The 19,230-nt window shown below is 68.1% G+C and carries 22 protein-coding genes; 12 read left to right on the forward strand and 10 right to left on the reverse strand.

The features are described from left to right. Nucleotides 1–61: 61 nt before the first annotated feature. Together pspA and pspM are read left to right on the forward strand one after the other, a co-directional pair. The gene (gene pspA / locus BN977_RS27820) at nucleotides 62–874 is read left to right on the forward strand and encodes a phage shock protein PspA (RefSeq protein WP_024455543.1); all 813 of its coding nucleotides are present in this window, start codon (nucleotides 62–64) and stop codon (nucleotides 872–874) included. An 8-nt stretch (nucleotides 875–882) separates the two neighbouring features. Then, the gene (gene pspM, locus BN977_RS27825) at nucleotides 883–1,683 is read left to right on the forward strand and encodes a phage shock envelope stress response protein PspM (RefSeq protein WP_051561948.1); all 801 of its coding nucleotides are present in this window, start codon (nucleotides 883–885) and stop codon (nucleotides 1,681–1,683) included. Nucleotide 1,684: 1 nt separating this feature from the next. On the opposite strand, the gene BN977_RS27830 is transcribed toward pspM, so the two are convergent. Continuing rightward, nucleotides 1,685–2,098, reverse strand: coding sequence for a DUF5313 domain-containing protein (locus tag BN977_RS27830; protein WP_024455545.1), 414 nt, complete (start codon nucleotides 2,096–2,098; stop codon nucleotides 1,685–1,687). Further along, entirely contained in the window at nucleotides 2,095–2,538 is a 444-nt protein-coding gene (locus BN977_RS27835) for a limonene-1,2-epoxide hydrolase family protein (RefSeq protein WP_024455546.1), read from the reverse strand. Before BN977_RS27835 ends, BN977_RS27830 begins: the two co-directional genes overlap by 4 nt. Nucleotides 2,539–2,580: 42 nt before the next feature. On the opposite strand from BN977_RS27835, the gene BN977_RS27840 reads away from it, so the two are divergent. The 4 genes from BN977_RS27840 to recX all read left to right on the forward strand — a co-directional run bounded on the left by BN977_RS27840 (nucleotide 2,581) and on the right by recX (nucleotide 5,661). Next, nucleotides 2,581–3,753 (forward strand): glycosyltransferase, encoded by a 1,173-nt coding sequence (locus BN977_RS27840; protein ID WP_036404612.1) that lies wholly within the window; start codon nucleotides 2,581–2,583, stop codon nucleotides 3,751–3,753. A 10-nt stretch (nucleotides 3,754–3,763) separates the two neighbouring features. After that, nucleotides 3,764–3,955: a DUF3046 domain-containing protein gene (locus BN977_RS27845; protein WP_024455548.1), complete on the forward strand. Its 192-nt coding sequence runs from the start codon at nucleotides 3,764–3,766 to the stop codon at nucleotides 3,953–3,955. A gap of 160 nt (nucleotides 3,956–4,115) precedes the next feature. Beyond that, nucleotides 4,116–5,159 carry a recombinase RecA gene (gene recA, locus BN977_RS27850; protein WP_024455549.1) on the forward strand — a complete coding sequence of 348 codons (1,044 nt, stop codon included), beginning with the start codon at nucleotides 4,116–4,118 and terminating at the stop codon, nucleotides 5,157–5,159. Beyond that, nucleotides 5,128–5,661, forward strand: coding sequence for a recombination regulator RecX (gene recX, locus BN977_RS27855; protein WP_036403154.1), 534 nt, complete (start codon nucleotides 5,128–5,130; stop codon nucleotides 5,659–5,661). The genes recA and recX overlap by 32 nt, the downstream gene beginning before the upstream one ends. 14 nt (nucleotides 5,662–5,675) lie before the next feature. On the opposite strand, the gene BN977_RS27860 is transcribed toward recX, so the two are convergent. After that, complete coding sequence (locus BN977_RS27860) at nucleotides 5,676–6,428, reverse strand: 3-oxoacyl-ACP reductase family protein (RefSeq protein WP_036403157.1); 753 nt, start codon at nucleotides 6,426–6,428, stop codon at nucleotides 5,676–5,678. Nucleotides 6,429–6,500: 72 nt separating this feature from the next. Next, nucleotides 6,501–6,785 (reverse strand): DUF4242 domain-containing protein, encoded by a 285-nt coding sequence (locus tag BN977_RS27865; protein WP_024455552.1) that lies wholly within the window; start codon nucleotides 6,783–6,785, stop codon nucleotides 6,501–6,503. A 543-nt stretch (nucleotides 6,786–7,328) separates the two neighbouring features. Between BN977_RS27865 and BN977_RS33540 the strand changes: the two genes are divergently transcribed. Further along, nucleotides 7,329–8,318: a PGRS repeat-containing protein gene (locus BN977_RS33540; RefSeq protein WP_051561950.1), complete on the forward strand. Its 990-nt coding sequence runs from the start codon at nucleotides 7,329–7,331 to the stop codon at nucleotides 8,316–8,318. Nucleotides 8,319–8,392: 74 nt separating this feature from the next. Beyond that, nucleotides 8,393–11,314, forward strand: a complete 2,922-nt coding sequence (locus BN977_RS27875) for an AfsR/SARP family transcriptional regulator (protein ID WP_036403159.1) — start codon at nucleotides 8,393–8,395, stop codon at nucleotides 11,312–11,314. Here the strand turns inward: BN977_RS27875 and BN977_RS27880 are convergent. Both BN977_RS27880 and BN977_RS27885 read right to left on the reverse strand, forming a co-directional pair. Further along, on the reverse strand, nucleotides 11,311–11,895 hold the full coding sequence (locus BN977_RS27880) for a hypothetical protein (RefSeq protein WP_036403161.1): 585 nt from the start codon (nucleotides 11,893–11,895) through the stop codon (nucleotides 11,311–11,313). The two genes, BN977_RS27875 and BN977_RS27880, sit on opposite strands and share 4 nt — an antisense overlap. Nucleotides 11,896–11,928: 33 nt before the next feature. Then, complete coding sequence (locus BN977_RS27885) at nucleotides 11,929–12,510, reverse strand: hypothetical protein (RefSeq protein WP_036403163.1); 582 nt, start codon at nucleotides 12,508–12,510, stop codon at nucleotides 11,929–11,931. Nucleotides 12,511–12,748: 238 nt separating this feature from the next. Here BN977_RS27885 and BN977_RS27890 point away from each other — a divergent pair, with 238 nt between their 5' ends. After that, nucleotides 12,749–13,624, forward strand: a complete 876-nt coding sequence (locus tag BN977_RS27890) for a class I SAM-dependent methyltransferase (protein ID WP_191262570.1) — start codon at nucleotides 12,749–12,751, stop codon at nucleotides 13,622–13,624. Continuing rightward, entirely contained in the window at nucleotides 13,617–13,889 is a 273-nt protein-coding gene (locus BN977_RS32730; RefSeq protein WP_131590229.1) for a hypothetical protein, read from the forward strand. Before BN977_RS27890 ends, BN977_RS32730 begins: the two co-directional genes overlap by 8 nt. 34 nt (nucleotides 13,890–13,923) lie before the next feature. On the opposite strand, the gene BN977_RS27895 is transcribed toward BN977_RS32730, so the two are convergent. Genes BN977_RS27895 through BN977_RS27910 form a run of 4 tightly spaced genes read right to left on the reverse strand, consistent with a single transcriptional unit; the run spans nucleotide 13,924 to nucleotide 17,040 of the window. After that, nucleotides 13,924–14,793, reverse strand: a complete 870-nt coding sequence (locus BN977_RS27895) for an amino acid ABC transporter permease (protein WP_024455558.1) — start codon at nucleotides 14,791–14,793, stop codon at nucleotides 13,924–13,926. Beyond that, entirely contained in the window at nucleotides 14,790–15,470 is a 681-nt protein-coding gene (locus BN977_RS27900) for an amino acid ABC transporter permease (RefSeq protein ID WP_024455559.1), read from the reverse strand. Before BN977_RS27900 ends, BN977_RS27895 begins: the two co-directional genes overlap by 4 nt. Nucleotides 15,471–15,484: 14 nt before the next feature. Continuing rightward, nucleotides 15,485–16,291, reverse strand: coding sequence for a glutamate ABC transporter substrate-binding protein (locus tag BN977_RS27905; RefSeq protein ID WP_024455560.1), 807 nt, complete (start codon nucleotides 16,289–16,291; stop codon nucleotides 15,485–15,487). 20 nt (nucleotides 16,292–16,311) lie between these two features. Continuing rightward, nucleotides 16,312–17,040 (reverse strand): amino acid ABC transporter ATP-binding protein, encoded by a 729-nt coding sequence (locus BN977_RS27910; protein ID WP_036404620.1) that lies wholly within the window; start codon nucleotides 17,038–17,040, stop codon nucleotides 16,312–16,314. A 99-nt stretch (nucleotides 17,041–17,139) separates the two neighbouring features. On the opposite strand from BN977_RS27910, the gene miaB reads away from it, so the two are divergent. After that, nucleotides 17,140–18,660 (forward strand): tRNA (N6-isopentenyl adenosine(37)-C2)-methylthiotransferase MiaB, encoded by a 1,521-nt coding sequence (gene miaB, locus BN977_RS27915; RefSeq protein ID WP_036403167.1) that lies wholly within the window; start codon nucleotides 17,140–17,142, stop codon nucleotides 18,658–18,660. After that, the gene (locus tag BN977_RS27920; protein ID WP_407661214.1) at nucleotides 18,657–19,229 is read left to right on the forward strand and encodes an Rv2732c family membrane protein; all 573 of its coding nucleotides are present in this window, start codon (nucleotides 18,657–18,659) and stop codon (nucleotides 19,227–19,229) included. The genes miaB and BN977_RS27920 overlap by 4 nt, the downstream gene beginning before the upstream one ends. Nucleotide 19,230 lies beyond the last annotated feature (1 nt).

Raw genomic sequence — 19,230 nt, forward strand, 5'->3', positions numbered from 1 at the left:
CCGTTAGGTTGGCACCAAGCAAAACCGCAGACTCGACAGACACGAAGGCGGAAACGTTCCCATGGCCAATCCGTTCGTCAAGGCGTGGAAGTACCTCATGGCGCTGTTCAACTCGAAGGTCGACGAGTACGCCGACCCGAAGGTGCAGATTCAGCAGGCCATCGAGGAAGCGCAGCGTCAGCACCAGGCGCTCACCCAGCAGGCCGCCCAGGTCATCGGTAACCAGCGGCAGCTGGAGATGCGGCTGAACCGCCAGCTCGCCGATATCGAGAAGCTGCAGGCCAACGTGCGGCAGGCGCTGACGCTGGCCGACCAGGCCACCGCCGCCGGTGACGCCGCCAAGGCCACCGAGTACACCAATGCCGCCGAGGCGTTCGCCGCGCAACTGGTGACCGCCGAGCAGAGCGTCGAGGACCTCAAAGCGCTGCACGATCAGTCGTTGCAGGCCGCCGGCCAGGCCAAGAAGGCCGTCGAACAGAACGCCATGGTGCTGCAGCAGAAGATCGCCGAGCGCACCAAGCTGCTCTCGCAGCTGGAGCAGGCCAAGATGCAGGAGCAGGTCAGCGCCTCCCTGCGGTCGATGAGCGAGATCGCCGCACCCGGCACCACCCCGAACCTGGACGAGGTGCGGGAGAAGATCGAACGCCGCTACGCCAACGCCATGGGCGCCACCGAGCTGGCCCAGAATTCCGTGCAGGGCCGCATGCTGGAGGTGCAGCAGGCCAGCGTGCAGATGGCCGGCCATTCCCGGCTGGAGCAGATCCGGGCCTCGATGCGCGGTGATCAGCTGCCCGCCGGCGGCACCGCCGCCGCGCCGGCCACCCCGGCCGCCAACCCGCCGGCCGCGGCTCCCGAAGACCGGCTGTCCCAGTAGTTTTCGCCATGGTGGGGAACTCTGCACACGGCCGACGGGAAGTGCTCTCCGGGCTGATCCAGCGCGGTGTGGACACCGCGGCGGAGTTCTCCGACGTCCTCTCGCAGAGGCTGGCGACACTCGCCGACCCGCGGGCCAAACTGCTGCGCAAGCGGCGCTGGGCGCGCCGACTCTGCTGGTTCTTCGCGGGCGCCACCGCGTTCTGGGTGGCGGTCACCGGCCTGCTCGCGTCGTGGAGCACCCCCGTGTGGGCGCTCATCGTCACCGGCGCGATCGCGGCGGCCGCCGCGTTCCCGGCGACCCTGTTGTTCCTGCGTTACCGGTGGCTGCGCCGTGAGCCGTTGCCCGAGACCGGCGCGCCCCGGCGGTTACCACCCCGCGGGTCGGCAGCGCGGGCGCCGATGGCGGCGTTGGCATCCGCCGAACGCGGTCTGTTGTCGCTGCTGGGGGTGTTGCAGCGGTCCGGATTGTTGCCCGCCGACGAGTTGCGCGAGATTTCCGCGGTGGCGGCGCAGACGGCGTCGGCGATGGCCGCGACGGCCGGCGAGGTGACGGCCATGGAACGGGCCGCCGCGGCGTCCCCGCAGTCCCGGGCGCACCTGACCCCGACCATCCGCGCGTTCGCCGTCCAGTTGGACTCGGGTGCCCGCCAGTACAACGAAATGGTTACCGCGGCAGCGCAATTGGTGTCATCGGTGGATTCGCAGATGACGGCGCAGCGGCACCGCAACGAACTGACCGGGGCCACCGACCGGTTGCAGGGCTGGGCGCAGGCCTACGGCGAACTGGGCCGGCTGCGCGGCGCCTGAACTACAGGTCGTGGGTGCCAGTCTCGACACCATCGGGGCGCGGCCCGAAACGTTCGATGTACGAGCGGTGCTTGTCGGCGTCCTTCTCCCGCTGGATCTTGTCGATCAGGTGGGGGTCCAGGCCGTGCACCCGCAGCATGTGCTTGCGCCAGATCTTGTTCAGCGCGTGCGAGAAGTAGATGAACGGGATCAGGATCGGGATCGTCATGCTGGCCCGCGTGACGAAGTCGATGGGGACGAACCAGAACGGGATGAGGATCAACACGGCCGGGATGAGCACCCGCAGCATGACCCGTCGGGTGGCGCCCGGGCCGGTGAGGTCGTTGCGGACCCAGTCCAGCATCGAATCCGGCAGTCGCCGGTTGCAGCAGTAGCCGATCAGCTGGAACAGGTTGGGTTTGGTGCGTTCGGTCATGTCAGTCGGGGACGCAGCGCGGGGATCACGGCGCCGACCAGGCCGCGCACGACGGCCTTGGCGAAGTCGAACTGGTCGAAGTAGTCCCGCCACAGCGTGATGCGCCCGTCGTGCACCTCGAAGACGCCGCACACCCAGAACTGCAGCCGCACCGGCCCGAAGATCAGCACATCGGTGCGCTCGTTGAGCACCGACGCACCGTCGGCCGCCGAGCGGTGGATCAACACGTCGAAACCCAGGCTGGGCCGGTCCATGGCGCGGAACAGTTTGATGGTGCGGCGGCGGCCGTACACGGTGGGGAAGCCGACATTCTGGTAGACGAGGTTCTCGTCGAGGAGTTCGGCGGCGGCATCCAGGTCGGGTGCGCGCAGGGAGTTCAGGAACGCCGTGACGGTGGCGATATTGTCGGCCCCGACCGGGACCACCTGCTGCTCGGTCATGTCCCTCAGGGTAGAGGGTGTGGGGTGTGGCAGGGTGGGCGCGTGCGTGTCGCGGTGGTGGCCGGGCCGGATCCCGGGCATGCGTTCCCGGCGATCGCGCTGTGCCTGCGATTCCTGGCCGCCGGCGACGTCCCGACCCTGCTGACGGGTGAGCGGTGGCTGCCCACCGCGCGCGCCGCCGGGGTGGACGCGGTGCCGCTGGCCGGTCTGGATGTTCGCGAGGGCGACGACGACGGTGACGCCGGGGCCAAGATCCACCGGCGTGCGGCCCGCATGGCGCTCGACAATGTGCCCGTAATCCGTTCGCTGGCACCCGATTTGGTGGTCTCCGATGTCATCACCGTGTGTGGTGGGCTGGCCGCCGAACTGCTCGGACTGCCGTGGGTGGAGCTGGATCCGCATCCGTTGTACCGGCCGTCGAAGGGGCTGCCGCCGCTGGGCAGCGGGCTGGCACCCGGTACCGGATTGCGCGGCCGGGTCCGCGACACGGTGCTGCGGGCGCTGACCGCCCGATCGGTGCGCGACGGTGACCGGCAGCGGGCGCAGGCGCGGCTCGGGATCGGGCTGCCCGGGCCGGACCCGGGTCCGCTGCGCATGCTCATCGCCACGCTGCCCGCCCTGGAGGTACCCCGGCCGGATTGGCCCGCCGCGGCGGTGGTGGTGGGACCGCTGCATTTCGAGCCGACCGCCGACGTGCTGGAACCGCCGCCAGGGGCGGGGCCGCTGGTGGCGGTGGCGCCGTCGACGGCCACCACCGGGGCCGGTGGGCTGGCCGAACTGGCGCTCTCGGCACTGACCCCGGGGCGCAGTGTGCCCGCCGGCACCCGGGTGGTGATCTCCCGGCTGGGCGGCGCCGAACTGGACGTCCCGCCGTGGGCGGTGGTCGGCCTGGGCCGCCAGGACGACCTGCTGGCCAAGGCCGATGTGCTGGTGTGCGGTGGTGGGCACGGCATCGTGTCCAAGGCGCTGCTGCACGGCGTGCCGCTGGTGACGGTGCCCGGTGGCGGTGACCAGTGGGAGATCGCCAATCGTGTTGCGCGCCAAGGCAGCGGGCCGTTTGTCCGGCCGCTGACGGCGGAGTCGCTGGCGGCGGCGGTGTCCGAGGTGCTGTCCGGACCGTCCCACCGCGCGGCGGCCCGGCGGGCGGCGGCCGGCCTCGCGGAGGTGGCCGATCCGGTACGGGTGTGCCATGACGCGCTGTCGGCGGCTGGGTAGGTTGGGTGGCGTGCGGCTCACCGAATTCCACGAACGCGTCAGCGCTCAGTTCGGCTCGGCATACGGCGCCTCGGTGCTCGTCGACCACGTGTTGAGCGGGATGGGGCGCACCGCCGCACAGGCCATCGAGGCCGGTGTCGAGCCGCGGGACGTGTGGCGGGCGCTGTGCGCCGACTTCGAGGTGCCGCGCGAACAGTGGTGAGACGGGAGGTGCTTCCCCGGCGTGTCTCACTTGCCTTCGAACACCTGTTCGTTAGGGTGGTGAGCGTTCGACTGAGCTGACTTGTCGGTGGCTGGCCCTAATGTCGCAGTCAACCGACCGGAACACCGGTCAACCGAACGACTACCGGAGAGGTATCACCATGGCACCACAGGCTCCCGACCGCGAAAAAGCGCTCGAACTGGCGATGGCGCAGATCGAGAAGAATTACGGCAAAGGCTCGGTCATGCGCCTCGGCGAGGAGGTGCGCCAGCCCATCTCCGTCATCCCCACCGGATCCATCTCCCTGGACGTGGCGCTGGGTATCGGCGGCCTGCCGCGGGGCCGGGTCATCGAGATCTACGGACCGGAATCCTCCGGTAAGACCACCGTCGCGCTGCACGCGGTGGCCAACGCCCAGGCCGCGGGCGGTATCGCGGCGTTCATCGACGCCGAGCACGCGCTGGACCCGGAATACGCCAAGAAGCTCGGCGTGGACACCGATGCGCTGCTGGTGTCCCAGCCCGACACCGGTGAGCAGGCCCTGGAGATCGCCGACATGCTGGTGCGCTCCGGCGCCCTGGACATCCTGGTCATCGACTCGGTCGCCGCGCTGGTGCCGCGTGCGGAGATCGAGGGCGAGATGGGCGACAGCCACGTCGGTCTGCAGGCCCGCCTGATGAGCCAGGCGCTGCGGAAGATGACGGGTGCGCTGAACAACTCGGGCACCACCGCGATCTTCATCAACCAGCTGCGCGAGAAGATCGGCGTGATGTTCGGCTCGCCCGAGACCACCACCGGTGGTAAGGCGCTGAAGTTCTACGCCTCCGTGCGCCTGGACGTCCGGCGGATCGAGACGCTCAAGGACGGCACCGACGCGGTGGGTAACCGCACCCGGGTGAAGGTCGTCAAGAACAAGGTGTCCCCGCCGTTCAAGCAGGCCGAGTTCGACATCCTGTACGGCCAGGGCATCAGCCGGGAGGGCTCGCTCATCGACATGGGTGTCGAGCACGGCTTCATCCGCAAGTCCGGTTCGTGGTTCACCTACGACGGCGAGCAGCTGGGGCAGGGCAAGGAGAACGCCCGAAAGTTCCTGCTGGAGAACGTCGATGTGGCCAACGAGATCGAGAAGAAGATCAAGGAGAAGCTCGGCATCGGTGCCGTGGTGACCGACGATGACGTTCTGCCCGCCCCGGTCGACTTCTGAGACCGGGCCCGCTGAGGGACCCAAGCGCGAGGAGCAGGCGCGGGACGTGTGTCTGCGCCTGCTCACCGTGCGGGCCCGCACCAGGGCCGAGTTGGTAGCCGCGCTGACCAAGCGCGGCTACCCCGATGACGTCAGTGCCCGGGTGCTGGACCGGCTGGTCGAGGTCGGGTTGGTCGATGACGCCGCATTTGCCGCCGAGTGGGTCCGCAGCCGGCGAACCAATGCCGGAAAAGGCAAGCGCGCCTTGCTCGCCGAGTTGCGCACCAAAGGTGTCGATGCAGACGTCATCGCCGAAACCCTCGACGGCGTCGACGCGGGGGAGTGGCAGGTGCAGGCCGAGCGGCTGGTGGCCACCAAGCTGCGCCGGGAAAACCTCGACGACGAAGCCAAGGTCACCCGACGTCTGGTCGGCATGCTGGCCCGCAGGGGCTACAGCCAGACCATGGCCTTCGACGTGGTCAAAACGCAACTGGCCCAAGAGCAGGCGCGGCGGGCCGTCTAGACGCGAATCGCGTCCTAAATGACGAATCCTCCGTCGATGTTCCACGTGACGCCCGTGACATAGCTGGCCTCCGGTGAGGCGAGATAAGCCACGGCGCTGGCGATGTCGCTGGGCTGACCGTAGCGGCCGACCGCGATGAACGGTCGCACCTGGTCGGAGAACCCGCCTTCTTCGGGGTTCATATCGGTGGCCACCGGGCCGGGCTGAATCGTGTTCACCGTGATGCCGCGCGGCCCGAGTTCCCGGACCAGCCCGCGCGTCAGGCCCGCGACCGCCGCCTTGGTGAGCGCGTACACCGACAGTCCAGCCATGGGCGCTCGATCGGCATTCACGCTGCCGATCGTGATGATCCGGCCGCCCTCGTCCAGGTGTGGAATCGCTCGCTGGATCGCCGCGAATACAGCGCGTACGTTCACCGCGATGAGCCGGTCGAACTCCTCGAGCGGAAATTCCTCGATCGGGCCGGCGGTCGCAATGCCGGCATTGTTGACCAGAATGTCGATGCCACCCAGTCGCGAGACGGTCTGGTCGACGGCCGCATTGACCGCGTCGGCGTCGGCGCTGTCGGCCTGGATGGCCACCACCTTCGCGCCGGTCGCGTCGAGTTCGGCGGCCAGCGCCTCGGCCGGCTCCGGGGAGGAGTTGTACGTGAAAGCGACGGACGCGCCGTCGGCGGCCAACCGCCGGACGATCTCGGCGCCGATGCCGCGCGACCCGCCGGTGACGAGGGCGCGTTTGCCGGACAGTGGTGCAGTTGTGGTGGTCATGACGGAGTCAAGCGGCGCGAGGTCGGGAAGATTCCTTGCTGTGACCGGCGTCACTCGAGCGGCCTGTGGTGCCTATCGCGCCGCGGAATCGGCGGAGTGCGGTCCGAACTCGGTGGTCACCACCGCGACGGTGTCGGCGGGGAAGCCGCCACACCGAGCGTGCTCGCGGATCGCCTCCTCGCTGGGCGCCTCGTGAAGGCAGTAGATCTTGTCGCCGGCGACGTAGCTGGTGATCCACCGGTAGGGCACCCCGAGGGTTTCGACAACACCGTTGGATGTGGCGGCGATCTCTGCCAGTTGCGATTCGGTCAGCTCACTGGCGCCTGGGATCTCCCGCTCGATGATGTAGCGCTTCATTGGTCCTCCATGACTGGGTCGACGGTCCGCGACGGTCGTCGCGTGCCACAAACAATGTCGGCGGCCGTTCTCGGAATGCTGACCAAATCCTGAAATCCGCAGCTCAGAGTCGCATGTGGCGGCGCTTCGCGCCGGTTTCGCGCTGTTCCCGGGCCGTTTCACAACTGCTTCAACTTCAGGCAACGCCATCGGCGCACGGTTGTACCGTCCGGCGGTCGTCGGGCAACGGCCGGATGAGGAACGGAGACGACAATGCTGGTGGAGACGAGGGCGGTCGGGCGCGTGGGCGCGCTCGCGATCGCTTTGGGCGTGGGATGTGCGATCGCGCCGGCGTCGTTGGCGCCACCGGATTCCCAACCACGCACCGCAGGCCACGCTGAGGTTCTGTCCCTCGGCCCCGCGGTGGTGCGACTGGCGTCGGCAGAGACAATTCCGCCGGCCATGCAGCCTGCGTCACCCTGGGTGTTGTCGGCTGTGGAACCGGTTGCAGGACAACAGTTATCGGAAGTTCTCGACGGCCCCGTCGACGCCTCCGCAGCTGGGATGGCCAACGCGCGGGCCCGCGTGGTCGGGCACACCGCGATGGTGTTCGGGCCCGCGACAACCGCCGCGGTGACACCAGGGGCCGGCGCCAACCATGCCGGACGGGCGACGACTGCCTTGCAGCCGACCTTTGGTGGCAGTCACCTCGGCGACATCATCGGCATCTTCATCGGCAACGGTGACGAGCCCGGCGAGAACGGCGGCTTGTTGATCGGTAACGGTGCCGATGGCGGTCCGGGTCAGAACGGGGGACGCGGTGGACTGCTCTTCGGGAACGGCGGCAGGGGCGGTGATGCCACGGCGACCCAGGGGGCCGGAAATGGTGGCAACGCCGGGATGTTCGGGAACGGAGGCGACGGGGGTGCCGGCGCCAACGCGACATCGGCCGATGGCGGTATGGGTCACCCCGGCGGTGCCGGCGGTAATGGCGGCGTCATCGCGGGTAACGGAGGCGACGGCGGGCGCGGCGGCAACGCCACCAACTCCGGGACCGCTGTGGGCGGCTCCGGCGGGCGTGGCGGCAAGGCCGGGACGCTGTTCGGGGTGGGCGGTCGCGGTGGAGACGGTGGCAGCGGCGCGAGCAGCCAAGGGGAGGGCGTCGGCGGTAGCGGCGGGCCAGGCGGCGACGGCGGATTCTCGGGAACCGGGGGCGACGGCGGTAATGGCGGTAGGGGTGCCGGCGTCACCGGCAGCGGCGGCTATGGCGGTTCGGGCGCGAACTCGCGAGTCGGCCAGGGCGGTGCGGGAGGCAAAGGCGGCTCGGCGTCGTCGACCACAGGCGCGGCGAAGGCGGGCGGGGGCGGGCACGGTGGCAACGGAGGCACGTTCAGCACCGGTGGACGGGGCGGTGACGGCGGAAACGCGACAACCACGACCGGTACCGCGAAGGGCGGCGACGGTGGCGACGGCGGCAGGCCGAACGGTACCGGCGGCGCCGGAGGCCAGGGCAACAACGGCAACGGCAACAACGGCGCCGACGGCGACGCCTGATCTTCGGGGGCGCCCGGCAATGATTGCGGCGATTGCCGGGCGCCGAGCCGAAACTTGGGGGACGCTGTACGGCGATGACGGCGGAGTTTCGATTGCTCGGCGAGGTCGAGGTCGTGGTCGATGGCCGGGGCCTCGATGCAGGCCACGCGCGACAGCGGTGCGTGCTGGTGGCGTTGCTCGTCGATGTCAATCGTCCGGTATCGGCCGACACGCTCATCGATCGGGTGTGGTCCGACGAGCCGCCCCAAAAGGCGCGTAATGCGTTGGCTGCTTATATCTCTCGGCTGCGGCAGCTCGTCGCCGGCCACGACGGGGCGCGGATTGTCCGCGGCCCCGGCGGTTACATGCTCCAAGTCGATGCGCAGACCGTGGATCTCCATCGATTTCGGGACATGGTGTCGCAGGCCAGGGCGGCGCGGAACCGAGCCGACGCGGCCGCCATGTTCGACGCGGCGCTGCAGTTGTGGCGCGGTGCGCCGTTCGCCACGCTCGACACCCCGTGGACAAATGAGGTGCGGACTTCACTTGAGGCCGAGCGGCTTTCGGCGGTCCTCGACCGCAATGACGCGGCGCTCGACGCCGGCCGCCACGGTGAGTTGCTCAACGACCTCGCAGCGACGCTGCACGCGCATCCACTCGACGAACGGATCGCCGGTCAGCTCATGTTGGCGCAGTACCGGAGCGGTAGGCAAGCCGCCGCCCTGGACACCTATCGCGGGATGCGCGAACGGCTGGTCCAGGAGCTGGGTGTCGACCCGAGCCCGGCGTTGCAGGCTGTGCAGCAGCAGATCCTGGACGGCGATCCGATGCGTCCGGTCGAGCCGGCCGTACCGCCGGCCACCGCGGATCTCGGCGTCACGCAGTCTGCGGCGGCCGAACCGGTGGTACCTCGCCGGAGGACGCGACTCATCGGCCGAGACGGTGATGTGCTTCGGGTGATTGCCGGGTTGCGCGACGGACCCGTCGTCACCCTCACCGGCGTCGGAGGTGTCGGCAAGACCCGGCTCGCCTTCGAGACGGCAGCCCGCGCGCAGGACAACTTCGTTGACGGCGTCTGGGTCTGCGAGTTGGCGCCGCTGAGCGATGGCTCGGCGATCGGGCGTGCCGTGGCGGCCGCCGTGCGGGTGCGGGCCGGCTACGGCCAGGATGTCGACGATGCCGTGGTCGAACATCTCCGTCCGCTGGACTTACTTCTGGTCGCCGACAACTGCGAGCACGTGCTTGCGCCGGCGGCCGAACTGATCGACCGGATCATCCACGAATGCCCCGGGGTGCGGGTACTGGCCACCAGCAGAGAACCGCTCGGTGTCGAAGGTGAGCGCATCGTGCCGGTGCATCCCTTGTCCGAGGAGCATGCCGCGGAGCTGTTCGTCGATCGGGCCAGGGCCAGCCGGCCGGACTTCAACCCCGACCGAGAACCGGTGGGCGCGGTCGCCGAAATATGCCGACGGCTCGACGGGGTACCGCTGGCCATCGAGTTGGCTGCGGCGCGGGTGCGTGCGATGTCGAGCTTGGATATCGCCCGCCGCCTGGATCGACTCCGCTTGCTCAGCGGCGGCAGTCGGGGTACCCACCCACGTCAGCACAGCGTCGCGGCGACCATCGACTGGTCCTACCGCCTGCTGTCCGACGCCGAACAGAAGATGTTTGCGCGATTGTCGGTGTTCGCCGGCGGGTTCGACCTCGACGCGCTCCATGGCGTGTGCGCCGCTGACGGCATCACCGACGACGACGCCTTCGACATGCTCATGAGCTTGGTCGACAAGTCGATGGTCGTGGTACGCAGTGGCCCTGCCGGTACCCGGTACGACGTCCTCACGACGCTGGGTGCCTACGGACTGCAACGTCTGCGGGACAATGGAACCGTCGATGACGCTGCGTCGCGCCACGCACATTACTTCGTCGAGCTGGTCGAGCGCGCCTCGGTGGGTATGCGTGGGCCCGACGAGGCGGCCTGGGTGCAGCGGCTACTGCCGAGGGCCGGAACGACCTTTGTCGCACCGGATTTCGACAATCTTCGCACTGCATTCGAATTCGCCATGGCGCGTCACGACATCGACCTTGCGCTTCGATTGGTCACGTCACTGCCCGAGATTCACCTTCGTATCGGATATGTCCCGATGGACTGGGTGGAACGGGCAGTCCAGGCCGCCGACCGCGACCACCCCCTCTTCCCGGCAGCTGTCGGCACTGTCGCTCGCGGCTACCAGGTGCTCGGGGACTTCGGCCACGCACGGGCGATCATCTCGCTGGCGGAGGGCCGCGAGCCGGCACCCGGTGTCTCCTACCTCGCTCATCCGGCGGATGTGCTCGCCGATGTCGTGATGAACGAAGGCGACGCGATCACGAGCACCGCCTACTTCGAGGAGCTGTTCCACGAGTCGCAAGAGGACACCGATCCCCTGAGATTGGTCCTGGCGGGGGAGCGAATCACGCTCGGGCATCAGGAGATGGGGACGCTGAGTGCTGCCTTACCGACCGCTGAGGAGGCGATGCGGATCGCTGAGGCCACGGGAAATCCGACGGCGCGGTCACTGGCCGGATCCGCGCTGGGCCGTGCCCTGTCCGAGACGAACCCGGACCGGGCGCTGAAGATCCTGGCCGAAGCCAGAGGCCTGGCAGCCGCGGTCGAGAACAACTGGCTGATCGCCATGGCCATGATGGAGTCGGCCACCATCAACACCGTGCACGGCGACGTGACCGCGGCGGCACGAGACTTCCTCGGCACGCTGGATCTGTTCGTTGTCGGTGGACCGGGTCGGGTGATGCCTCTACAGTGGGAAAACCTGCGACGTGTGACGCGATTTCTTTGCCGAGTGGGTGCCGCCCGGGAAGCGGCGGCGCTACACCGCGCGGTCGTTGCGTCTGGCCGGGCGTCACCGCTGAGCGCCGCCCAGCTGGCCGCCATGAACGGTGCAGACAGCGTCGGGATGAGCGACGACGACATCGTCGACTACACGCGGACGGCGCTCCACCGCATCGTTGAGGCCGACTAGGAGCAACACCCGTCGCAGATGCCGGGCGCCCCGAAGTCCCTGACTATCTCCTGGCTGATCTGAGTTCTCGCCCCGCCGTCAGCATCGACGAATGTCGCGGCGGCATAGATTTCGTCGAAATCCTCGCCGGTGACCCTGTCGGGGTCGTACCACTTGGTTCCGTCGGCGTCGAGTTCATATGCATATACCGACAGCTCACGTTGGTACTCCAGTCCGCCAGGACCCGCCCTGAGAAAGCCACCGGGATCCGAATGCCGGTGCGGGACTTGAAGGTAGGCAATGCTGGTGTCGCCTTCGTGGCCGTTGCCGTCATCGTCTTGGAGGTAGTACTTCATGTGGCCCGGTTTTGCCGGATTGTCATCGATGTGGATGAGGTATCCCTCGGCGTCGGCCTGGGACATCGGGAAGACGCCCCTGATCGTCACGCGGTAGTAGCCGGGCTTCCCGAAATCCGGGCACAAGAAAAGGGTTGCGCCGCTCGGCTTGGGGGCGGCATCCGCCGGTGCCATAACCGGCAGGGCCAGTGCGACAAGGGCGGTGGCGGCTGCGCCGAGCGTCGTCAGTCGGTTGCTCGCGTTCATGGTGGTGTGCTCCTGGTCTGGTGCGGGTTCGAATCAGTTGCAGCAGCCGTCGCAGACGCCTGCGACCTCGAAGCTGCGGGTGATCACCTGTGTGACGGCGCGACGTTCGCCGCCGTCACCGTCGCGGAACGTAGCGACGGCGTAGACCTCGTCGACGTCGTCGTCGGATCCGGGCTGCTTGTGGTCCTCGTTGAAGTTCGGCCGCGGAACCACCATTTCGCGGCGGTACTCCAGGCCTCCCGGACCCGCCTGGAGGTAGCCCTCGCTCGTGGTCTGCGTCGTCGGGTAGAAGCCGTAGCCGATGTCGTGATCAGAATGGTCGCCGGTGTCGTCGGCCTTGAGTTGCACCCGGAGACCACCGGGGCCAGGGCCACCGGGATGATTTCCGTCGTTCATGTGGATGAGGTAACCGGCCGCGTCGGGCTGCTGCATCGGGTAGACACCCTTCACCGTGATCCGGTAGCTGCTGGGGTTCCCGAGATCCTGGCAGACGTACAACATCGCACCGTCGGTCTGCGCCGGCGCGGCGGTGGCGACACCGGCGGTCAAACCGACGGCCGTTGCCAACGCGGCCGCGCCGCCCACCACCGATACGAATTGTTTGATTCCACTCATCGCTGATCCCCTCAGACTGTGGGCATGCGCCCTCGTTGTTGACGGCATGACCCTGCCGGTACGTCGTTGCTCACCGCTGAAGCAGTCGTGAAAGCCGCAGATCATCGGCCCGGACTCACTTCTGGCCACCCGAAACGGTGCCGCCCTGGAATGTCCGGGTCGCGCCAAAATCACGCTGACCTCGATGTTTCACAGTGGTGCAACTTTTCGCTAAGGACATCGGCCCACTGTCGGGTGCATGAGTGCGACAGAACCGATCCCGACCGTTGCCGACGACGACCGGCGGCTCAAGGCCAAGCACCGCGCGTTGTGGGCGTCGGGTGACTACCCGGCGATCGCTGCTGAGCTCATAGCCGAACTGGGACCGCAACTGGTCCATGCCTGCGACATCCGCCCCGGCCATCGTGTGCTCGATGTCGCGGCGGGCACGGGTAACGCAGCCATTCCCGCCGCCGCGGCGGGAGGCATCGTCACCGCGAGCGATCTGACACCGGAGTTGTTCGAGGCCGGGCGCAGGATCGCGACGCTGCGGAATGTCGACCTCGAGTGGGTGGAGGCGGACGCCGAAGCGATGCCGTTCGCGGACAATAGCTTTGACGTGGTCATGTCCTGTGTCGGGGTGATGTTCGCACCGCGCCACCGAGCGGTGGCCGATGAGCTGATCCGGGTGTGCAGGCATGGCGGAACGATCGGGATGATCAACTGGACGCCGGACGGGTTCATCGGTGCGATGCTCTCGACGATCGGACCGTACGCGCCGACGGCGTCGCCGGCCGCGGCCGCGCCCCCGATGTGGGGCGACGAACAGCATGTGCGCAATCTGTTCGGAGACAGGCTCATCGACCTGAAGACACGGCGGCAGGTGGTTCTGATGGACCGGAGCGGTACCCCGCTGGATTTTCGCGAGTACTGGAAGCGCAATTACGGACCGATCATCGCGGCCTATCGGTTCAACCATGACAAACCAGAAAGCGTCGCCGAATTGGACACGCAACTCCTGGATCTGCTCGAGCGGTGGAATCGGAGTTCCGTGTCGGGGCGGGTCGTGTATCCGGCGGAATATCTACTGATCACCGCGGTCAAGCGAGAAGGGAAGGAAGGCAATCATGTCTGATCCGAACAAGGGCGACCGCGGCGAGCGCCGGCCCCGTCCCGGCCGCTGGCTGGGATTCACCCCGTATCAGCAGATGTTGGTGCTCCCGCCGATCCTGTTCCTGGCAGGTACGCTGACCATCCCAGGCGTTCGTCCAGAGCTCTCCGTTGCCGGGGGAGCCCTGTTGCTGGCACTGGTGCTCGTCGGTTTGCTCTGGCCAGGTCCGGCCGGGCGTCGCAAGCGACGGCCGGGCGGGGAAGAACCCGATGACTCCGATCAACGCTGACGCAACCGGATCGGGCCAGACCGTGCCCGGCCGACTAGACCGCCGAGCCGTCCTGTACGAACTCCTTCGGCGTCACCGGCTCCGGGCCCTTCTTGGACCGGCGCAGCCGCGCCTCCAACCAGGTCGCGAACCAGGACAGCCCGAAATTGAGGCTGATCATCAGGACGGCGATCACCATCAGCGCAGGAATCAGGTTGCCGTACGACGTGCCCACGCTGGTGCCCTGCCGCACCATCTCGATGAACGTGATCTGGTACCCGATCGCGGTGTCCTTGAGCACCACCACCATCTGGGACACCAGCACCGGCAGCATCGAGGTGATGGCCTGTGGCAACAGAATCGAACGCATGGTCTGCAACCAGGTCAGGCCCAGCGCCGAGGCGGCCTCGGCCTGACCGCGCGGCAGCGCGTGCACACCGGTGCGCACGATCTCGGCGATCACCGCGCCGTTGTACAACGTCAGGCCCGTCACCACGCCGGCCAACGCCAGTTGCTTGGACGGGAACACGTCGTACTCGGCGAACAACGCATACGCGAACAGCATCATGATGAGCACCGGCACCGCCCGGAAGAACTCGACCACCGTCGCGCACGTCCAGCTGATCCAGCGCACCGGTGACAACCGGCCCACGCCCAGCACGCACCCGAGCACCAACGCCAGCACGATCGACAGGGCCGCCGCCGTCAACGTGCCCTGCACGCCCTCCAGGATGTAGTTCTTCCAGAGGTTGGCCGTCAGGAACGGCTCCCACTTGGCGGCGGTGAACTGATCGGCCGCCGCGAACTTCCAGATCACCCAGCCCAGGATCGCCGCGAACACCAGCACCGTCAGTACGGCGGTGATCATGTTGCGCACCCGGGCCCGCGGCCCCGGTGCGTCGTAGAGGACCGATGCCCCGCTCATCGCAAAACCGCCCAGCGCTTGCCCAACCACCCGAACAGCAACCCCATCGGCAAGGTCAGGATGACGAACCCGGCGGCGAAGATGGAGCCGACCAGCAGCAGCGCCGCGGTGTTCTCGATCATCTCCTTCATCAGCAGCGCCGCCTCGGCCACGCCGATCGCCGAGGCGATCGTGGTGTTCTTGGTCAGCGCGATCAGCACCGAACCCAGCGGGATGATCACCGCGCGAAAAGCCTGCGGCAACAAGATGATCCGCAGGTTCTGCCCGAACGTCAGGCCCAGTGAGCGGGCCGCCTCGGCCTGTCCGATGGGCACCGTGTTCACCCCGGACCGGATGGACTCGCAGACGAAGGACGCCGTGTAGACGGTCAGGCCGAGCACCGCCAGCCGGAACCCGCTGTCGGCGATCGATGTCGGCGACAGCGGATCGGCCAGCGTGATGTGCAAGGTGTTACCCAGCCCCAGTGAGCAGAACACCAGGATCAACGTCAGCGGGGTGTTGCGCACCACGTTGACGTAACCGGTGCCCAGCGCCCGCATCACGGGAACGGGGGACAGCCGCATCGCTGCCAGCAGGGTGCCCAGCACCAGCGCGCCGATGGCCGAGTACACCGTCAGCTGGATCGTCATCCAGAACGCGGCGAAGATCCGGTCCTGGTATTCGGTGAAGATCGCCACGGGCCCTGCGCGGTCTACTTGTCGACGGTCGGCGGCGCGGGTGCGGTGATACCGGCCGGTCCGAGATTCTTGTCGAACGCCGCCTTCCAGGCGCCGTCGGTCTCCATCTTGGTGATGGCGTCGTTGATCTTGGTGCGCAGCTCGGTGTCACCCTTCTTCAGGCCGATGCCGTAGCGCTCCTCGGAGAACGGCTTGCCGACGATCTTGAAGGTGCCGGGGCTCTGGGCCGCGTAGCCGGCCAGGATCACCTCGTCGGTGGTGACCGCGTCGATCGCGCCGGTCTTGAGCGCCTCGACACACGCCGAATAGGTGTCGTACTGCTGCAGTTGCACGCCCGGGTACTTGTCCTTGATGCGCTGCGCCGGCGTGGACCCGCTGACCGAGCACAGCCGCTTGTTGTTCTGCAGCGACTCCGGACCGGTGATGTCGGTGTTGTCGGCCTTCACCAACAGGCTCTGCCCGGTGATCAGGTACGGCCCGGCGAAGTCCACCTTCTCCTTACGCGCATCCGTGATCGAGTAGGTGGCGACGATGTAGTCCACCTGCCCGTTCTGGATCAGGTTCTCGCGCTGGCCCGACGGCGCCTCCTTGAACTCGATGTCCTCCGGCTTGTACCCGAGCTGACCGGCCACATAGGTGGCGACATCGACGTCGAAACCGCTGAACGTGCCGTCCGGGTTCTTCAGCCCCAGCCCGGGCTGGTCGTACTTGATGCCGACGGTCACCTTCTTGCTGTCGTCACCGCCGCCGCAGGCGGCCAGGGCGAACGGCATTGCGGCGGCGACCAGCGCGGCGGTGACCATCCGGAATCGCAGGGACATGGAGCGCTCCTTTTGTTGCATCAGTGGTTCAGGATCTTGCCGAGGAAGTCTTTGGCCCGGTTGGACTGCGGATCGGTGAAGAACCGTTCGGGTTCGGCGTCCTCGACCACGGCGCCGTCGGCCATGAAGACCACGCGCTGGGAGGCCCGCCGGGCGAACCCCATCTCGTGGGTGACCACCAGCATCGTCATGCCCTCGGTGGCCAGGTCGGTCATCACCGCCAGCACCTCTTTGATCATCTCCGGGTCCAACGCGCTGGTCGGCTCGTCGAACAGCATCACCTTCGGGTGCATGGCCAGCGAGCGGGCGATCGCCACCCGCTGCTGCTGCCCGCCGGACAGCTGGGCCGGGTATTTGTCGGCCTGGTTGGCCACCCCGACCCGCTCCAGCAGCGCCAACGCCTCGGTGCGGGCCTTGTCCTTGTCCGTCTTGCGCACCTTGATCGGGGCCAGGGCCACGTTCTCCAGGATTGTCTTGTGCGCGAACAGGTTGAACGACTGGAACACCATGCCCACGTCCGAGCGCAGTTGCGCGAGCTTGCGGCCCTCCTCGGGCAGCACCTGGCCGTCGATGGAGATGGTGCCCGAGTCGATGGGTTCGAGCCGGTTGATGGTGCGGCACAGGGTCGACTTGCCCGATCCCGACGGCCCGAGGATCACCACCACCTGCCCGCGCGGCACGTCGAGGTTGATGTCCTTGAGGACATGCAGATCGCCGAAATGCTTGTCGACGTCCTGTATCGAGATCATCGGGACCGAGGTCGCGGTGGTCATGGGCTCTGACCCTACCCAGGGAACGCTCAGCTTGGGGCGTATCGGCGCGCCCGTAACATGATTGTCGTGACTTCGATGATGGCGCGCGAGGACGAGGCGTCCACCGGCGCCGACGCGCGCCCACGCACCTACCAGGTGCGCACCTACGGCTGCCAGATGAACGTGCACGATTCCGAGCGCCTGGCCGGACTGCTCGACGCCGCCGGGTATGTCCGCGCCGCGGACGGTACCGACGCCGACATCGTGGTGTTCAACACCTGCGCGGTGCGCGAGAACGCCGACAACAAGCTCTACGGCAACCTCAGCCATCTGGCGCCGCGGCGCAGCGCCGACCCGAACATGCAGATCGCCGTCGGCGGGTGCCTGGCGCAGAAGGACCGCGACGCAGTGCTGACCAAGGCGCCCTGGGTGGACGTGGTGTTCGGCACCCACAACATCGGCTCGCTGCCGGTGCTGCTGGAACGCGCCCGCCATCAGCGGGTGGCGCAGGTGGAGATCGCCGAGGCGCTGCAGGAGTTTCCGTCGGCGCTGCCGGCATCACGCGAATCCGCTTACGCGGCATGGGTTTCCATTTCGGTGGGCTGCAACAACACGTGCACGTTCTGCATCGTCCCGTCGCTGCGCGGCAAGGAGGTGGACCGCAGGCCCGGCGACATCCTGGCCGAGGTGCAGACCCTCGTCGACCAGGGTGTGCTCGAGATCACCCTGCTGGGGCAGAACGTCAACGCCTACGGCGTGTCGTTCGCCGACCAGGACATCCCGCGCAACCGCGGTGCCTTCGCCGACCTGCTGCGCGCCTGCGGGCGCATCGACGGGCTGGAACGCGTGCGGTTCACCTCACCGCATCCGGCCGAGTTCACCGACGACGTGATCGAGGCGATGGCGGCCACCCCGAATGTGTGCCCGACGCTGCACATGCCGCTGCAGTCGGGCTCCGACCGGATTCTCAAGGCGATGCGCCGGTCCTATCGGGCCGAGCGTTACCTGGGCATCATCGACCGGGTGCGGGCCGCGATCCCGCACGCCGCGATCACCACCGACATCATCGTCGGCTTCCCGGGGGAGACCGAGGAGGATTTCCAGGCCACCCTGGATGTGGTGCGCCAGGCCCGGTTCGCCGGCGCGTTCACCTTCCAGTACTCCAAACGGCCCGGCACGCCGGCCGCCGAGCTGCCCGATCAGCTGCCGAAAGCCGTTGTCACCGAACGGTATCAACGCCTGATCGCCCTGCAGGAGGAGATCTCCTGGCAGGAGAACAAGGCGCAGATCGGTAGCACCGTCGAGGTCCTGGTGGCCGCCGGCGAGGGCCGCAAGGACGCCGCCACCGCGCGGATGTCCGGGCGCGCCCGCGACGGCCGACTGGTGCACTTCGCCCCGGGGCAGGCCGACATCCGTCCCGGTGACGTCGTCACCACCGTGATCACCGGTGCCGCGCCGCATCACCTGACGGCAGACGGTGCCGTGCGCAGCCACCGCCGCACCCGGGCCGGTGATGCGCATGCCGCCGGGCAGCGCCCGGTGACCGGTGTCGGCCTGGGCATGCCGGGCGTCGGCGCGCCCCCCGCGGCTGCGGCCACGTCGGGATGTGCCCGATGAGCGACAAGGATTTCGAGGCTTACAAGGGCGATATCGAGGCCGCCGAGCGGCGCGTCGCCGCCGAGATCGACCCCGGCGCCCGCGCGGTGGTGGTCGCCGTGCTGGTGTTGGTGGTGGCGCTGTCCTTCGTGCTGCCGCATATGGGCTCCACCCGTGGGCTGGACGTGCTGGTCGGCGACCAGACCGCCATCAGCGACGGCGTCGCCCTGCCGTCGCGGGTGTTCGTCTGGCTCGCACTGGTTTTCGGCGTGGGCTTCTCCATCTTGGCGCTGTTGACCCGGCGCTGGACGCTGGCCTGGATCGCGCTGGCGGGCACCGCGGTGGCCTGCCCGGCCGGCATGTTGGCGGTCTGGTCGCGCCAGACCGCCACCCACGGCCACCCCGGTCCCGGGATCGGGCTGATCATCGGCTGGATCGCGGTGATCCTGCTGGCCTACAACTGGGCGCGGGTGGTGTGGTCACGCACCGCGGTGCAGTTGGCCGCCGAGGAACAGCGCCGTCGCGCCCTCGCCCAGCGCCAGAGCAAGGGCCTGCTCGACGATCTCGGCGACGAAGCGGGCGACGACTAGA

It is taken from the genome of Mycolicibacterium cosmeticum, from assembly GCF_000613185.1.
Classification (GTDB): domain Bacteria; phylum Actinomycetota; class Actinomycetes; order Mycobacteriales; family Mycobacteriaceae; genus Mycobacterium; species Mycobacterium cosmeticum.